This window comes from Actinophytocola sp., from assembly GCF_049647105.1.
GTDB lineage: Bacteria > Actinomycetota > Actinomycetes > Mycobacteriales > Pseudonocardiaceae > Actinophytocola.
This window is the reverse complement of record NZ_JBARWZ010000071.1, coordinates 1-4,777: the sequence shown is the minus strand read 5'-3', so window position 1 is coordinate 4,777 and position 4,777 is coordinate 1. Positions and strand designations below refer to the sequence as shown.

Annotated in this window: 2 protein-coding genes and 1 pseudogene; 1 reads left to right on the top strand and 2 read right to left on the bottom strand. The window is 71.8% G+C overall.

Going from position 1 to position 4,777, the window contains the following annotated elements; translation table 11 throughout:
* Together WBA97_RS08930 and WBA97_RS08925 are read right to left on the bottom strand one after the other, a co-directional pair.
* Window positions 1–433 (bottom strand): annotated as a pseudogene (locus tag WBA97_RS08930) (type VII secretion-associated protein); the annotation flags it as partial.
* Window positions 430–2,694 (bottom strand): Hsp70 family protein, encoded by a 2,265-nt coding sequence (locus WBA97_RS08925; RefSeq protein WP_424230253.1) that lies wholly within the window; start codon window positions 2,692–2,694, stop codon window positions 430–432. The pseudogene WBA97_RS08930 and the gene WBA97_RS08925, both read right to left, overlap by 4 nt.
* 190 nt (window positions 2,695–2,884) lie before the next feature.
* Here WBA97_RS08925 and WBA97_RS08920 point away from each other — a divergent pair, with 190 nt between their 5' ends.
* On the top strand, window positions 2,885–4,378 hold the full coding sequence (locus WBA97_RS08920; RefSeq protein WP_424230252.1) for a M1 family metallopeptidase: 1,494 nt from the start codon (window positions 2,885–2,887) through the stop codon (window positions 4,376–4,378).
* The last annotated feature ends 399 nt before the right edge of the window (window positions 4,379–4,777 follow it).

Here is a 4,777-nt window from a genome sequence, read left to right as displayed (position 1 = left end):
GGCTCAGCCTGGGCGCGAGACCGGCGGCCGCGCGGGGGAGCATGCCCATCCGCACCGCGCCCCAGTCCGCCGGGTGGGTCAGCACCAGGTGGCCGACCGGCCCGCCCGCCTGCCGGGCCGCCGCGGCGCAGACCTTCGTCAGCACGGCCCGCACGACGGTCACCACGTCGATCTGGGTGTCGCCGAGCAGGAGCGTGTCCTCGGACAGCCGTGCCTTCGGGCTCCGCTCCAGCCGGTGCGCCGAGGACCGGCCGAGCCGCAGGGCGTCCACGCCGACGACGAGTTCGCCGTCCGCGCCGAGCAACACCGCCGACGGCAGGTGCGGCGCACCGTCCACGCTCACCACCCACGCCGCCGAGCCGTCCCGCCGTGCCACGGCCACGGTGTTCGTGGTGCCGAAGTCGATGGCGAGGGTCAGCTCACCCGCGCTCACGACGCCGCCCAGAGGACCTCGCCGGGGCCGTACTCCGAGATCGCCACGTTGCGCACCGGCGTCGCGGTCGGCACCGCGAACAGCACGCACCACAGCCGCAGGTCGGTGCTCTTGGCGATCTCGTGCTGCGCGGTGCAACCCTCGGTCGTGACGGTCGTCGAGTCGGAGCCGTCGATGGCGGTGCCGCGGTCGTCCTGCAGCTGGACCTGCAGCGACGGCATCACCTCGCCGGCCTCCGCCATGCGGACGGCGACTCGCACCAGCACCCCTCGGCTGCCGGGCAACCCGATGGGTTCCGCGTCGAAGTAGGCGGACGGTTCCGGCACCAGGTCCGCCACGGCGACCTCGGCGGCTGGGATGTTGTCGCTGCCGGCGAACGTGTGGGGGACGAGCAGCGGCAACGCGCCACGCGGCAACGGCTGGGCCGTCCCGTCCACCCGGCTGCCGGTCACCCGGACCCTGGCGCCCGCCGTGAGCTGGTCCTGCGGCACGACCCCGGGCCTGCGGGTGCTGACGCCGGTGAGCGCGACCTCGGTGACCGGCGCGGTGCGGCCCACCCGGAACGCCAGGCACGTCTGGCGTTCCTCGCCCTTGTCGAGTTGCTCGCCGGCACGTTCCTGGCACCCCCGCAGCCGGAAGTTCTCCGTCGAGGAGACCATCAGCCCCCGGTCGTCGACCAGATGGGTGTCGGCCTCCACCGTGCTGGGGCTTGCCTCCTTGTCCACGGCACCGACGGTGATCCGGACCAGCACCAGCCGGTGCGCGTCGTCGACGCGGACCCCGGCCTCCTCGAGTTCCGCGCTCTGCTCGGCGGTGTCGACGAAGGCGTCCAGCCGCCACGTCATGGCCGCCCCGCCCGACTCGTACTCGACCGTCGTGCCCTTCTCGACGACCGGGAGGTGCTGCGTGGACTGGCCGGGGATCGCGATCGGCCTGCCGTCGGCGGGCGGTGGCACGGACAGCGGCGCCGCCCCCGACGCCACGGCGCGTGCCTCGCCGGACACGGTGCGGTCGCCGCCCAGCGCGGTCGCGGTGACGGCGACGAGCACGGCGACGGTCGCGACGGCGACCGCCACCCACGGCCTGCGCCGGGCACCGGGCGGTGTGCGGGTGGCGACGGCGACCGGGCCGGTGGGGAACGGGATCGGGTCGTGGCTCGCCGTCGGCGTTTCGGCGACGGGGGTCGTCACCGGGGGCGCGGTCTCGTCGGACACCGTGAGTGCCTGACCACCCAGCGCCACCACCGACTGCGGCGCCTCGTCGAGGCCGATCCGCACCCCGACGGCGTGGCCGAGCAGCGTGCCGAGTAGCGGGATCTGTCCCGCGCCACCGACCAGGTGGACCGCGTGCAGGTCGGCGGGCCGCAGCCCGCAACCGGCGACCACCTCGGTGAGCAACGTGACCGCGCGGGCCAGGTCCGCCGACACCAGGCGCTCGAACTCGATGCGGGTGAGCAGCCGGTCCGGCCGGTCGCCGGGCAGCGCGATCTCCACCTGCGGGTGCCGGGACAGCACCTCCTTGGCGGCACGGACGTCGTCGCGGAACCGCAGCAGCGCGGCCATCCGGTCGGGATGCGCCCGCTGCTGGTCGTCGAGCAGTTCGGCGACCGAGGGCTCGGCCGCCCGGATCGCGTCCACGATCCGCTGGTCGAGGTCGTCGCCGCCGAGGTCGGGCAGGCCGGCGCAGCCGGTGACGGACAGGCCGGTCCCTTCCCGCCGGACCACCGCGGCGTCACAGGTGCCGCCGCCGAAGTCGAGCACGCCGATCGACGCGCCCACCGGGAACTCGTGCCGCTTCGCGAACCAGGTCGCCGCGGCCACCGGCTCGGACACGGTGGACTGCCGGGGCGCGAGGCCCTGCGCAGCCGAGAGCAGCGCGCCGATCCGCGTCGAGCCCCAGTTCGCCGGGTGCGTGAGCACCAGGTGCTGTACCGGTGCGCCCGCCGTCTCGGTCGCCGCGCCGACGACCTTGGCCAGCACCGCGCGCACGAGCGTGGCGGTCGGCACGACCGCGTCCCCGAGCAGGACGTCCGGCTCGGCGATCCTGGACTTCGGCCGAGGCTCCAGCCGTGCGGGTTCGGTCCTGGCCAGCCGCATCGCGTCGCCGCCGACCACCGCGTCGCCCCGGCTGGTCCAGAACACGGCGGACGGGAACCACGGCTGCCCGTCCACGGTGACCAACCGCGCGGGCAGGCCGGGGCCGGACACCACGGCGACCGTATGAGAGGTGCCGAAGTCCACTGTCGCCGTGACCTGGGCCAAACCGAACCTCCGAAGTCGAACTCGCCGTGATTTTGCCCGGCTGGGTCAAGCCAGGTCCAAACGGGTGATGAAACCGCGTTCACCCGGCCGGCATGACGACTAACGCATAGTGTTTTACGTTGTGGGACAACACGTTTGCTGGTGTTGCGGCTCACATACGCGGGTCTACGGTGCCAGGCGGGAGGTAACCATGAAGAGAACCCCTGCCTTGTTGATCGCCGGACTGGTGGTAGTGCTGGCGGCGTCCCCCGTCACTGCCGCCGCTGGGGCGCCCGGCGCGCCTGGCCTCGGCGACTCCTACTACCCGCTCGACGGCAACGGCGGCTACGACGCGACGCACTACGACATCCGCCTGGACTACCAACCGCCGGCCGACCTGTTGTCCGGCTCGACGACGATCCTCGCCACGGCGACGCAGGACCTGTCGAGGTTCAACCTCGACTTCCTGCTGAAGGTGTCGTCCGTGCGGGTGAACAACGTGCCCGCCGCGTTCAGCACCACCGGCGGCGAGCTGACCGTGCGGCCGAAGTCGGTGGTACCCAAGGGCAGCGACATGACCGTGGTCGTGCGGTACACGGACACGCCTGAGCCGTACCGGTTGTACGGTTTCGTGGGCTGGCAGCGCACGCCGACCGGCGCGCTGGGCGTGAACCAGCCGCACATCGCGCCGTGGTGGTACCCGAGCAACGACCACCCGAGGGACAAGGCGACGTTCGACGTGTCGATCGCGGTGCCCGAGGGAGTCGAGGCGCTGTCGAACGGTGAGCTCCGGGACGTGCGGCGGGTGCCGGGCGGGGTGCGGTGGAGCTGGCGCAGTGCGCTGCCGCAGGCGCCGTACCTGACCTTCCTCGCGATCGGCCAGTACGAGGTCCGGTTCGCGACGGCGCCCAACGGGCAGCAGCTGGTCACCGCGTACGGCGACGACCTGGGGACGAGCGGCCCGGCGGCACGGGCGTCGGTGGAACGCACGCCGGAGGTGGTGGACTTCCTGGCGGAGAGCTTCGGCCGGTACCCGTTCGAGGAGCAGGGCGGCGTCGTCGACTCGGGCCTGGGTTTCGCACTGGAGACCCAGACCCGCCCGGTGTACGACGCCGGGTTCTTCTACAGCGGTGCCAACACCTACGTGGTGGCACACGAACTCGCACACCAGTGGTTCGGCGACTCGGTGTCGGTCGACGACTGGCGCGAGATCTGGCTGAACGAGGGCTTCGCCACGTACGCCGAGTACCTGTGGTCGGAGAACGAGGGCGAGGGCACCGCGGCGGAGGTGGCGCAGTTCGTCTACGACGCCATCCCGGCGGCCGACGAGTTCTGGCAGGTCCTCCCGACCGATCCCGGCGCGGACGACCTGTTCGCCGACGCGGTGTACGACCGAGGCGGCATGACCGTGCAGGCACTGCGCACCGAGGTGGGCGACGACGCCTTCTTCAGAATCCTGCGGACCTGGACGACACGCCACCGCTACGACACCGCGACGACCGCCGAGTTCATCGCGCTGGCGGAACGGATCTCCGGCAAACAGCTGGACGCCCTGTTCACCACCTGGCTCTACACCAAGGGAAAACCGCCAACAGGCCCGAACGGCACCGAGTCAACGACGGCAAAGCCCACAACGGCGAAACCAAAGTCATACGACCGAATCATGGCAACCCACCACCAACTCACAACAGCAAAACAACACTAACCACCCAAGCAGACAAACCAACCACCGAAACCCCGCGAGTCCACGCTTGGGAACCCGCGAGTCCACGGTTGGGGACCCGCGAGTCCACGGTTGGGGACCCGCGAGTCCACGGTTCAGGACCGCCGAGTCCACGGTTGGGGACCCGCGAGTTCACGGTTGGGGACCGCCGAGTTGGCGGTTCGGCGCTGTCGATGACGGTGCAGCTCGCCAACTCGCGGGTGCTGAACCGCCAACTCAGGGGTTCCGAACCGTGGACTCGCGGGTCCCCAACCGTGGACTCGCGGGTCCCCAACCGTGGACTCGCGGGTCCCCAACCGTGGACTCGCGGGTCCCCAACCGTGGACTCGCGGGTCCCCAACCGTGGACTCGCGGGTTCCCAAGCGTGGACTCGCGGGGTTG

Bases quoted from the DNA above. Each gene is read 5' to 3' on its own strand.
- WBA97_RS08920 (WP_424230252.1), top strand. From the start codon at position 2,885: ATGAAGAGAACCCCTGCCTTGTTGATCGCCGGACTGGTGGTAGTGCTG.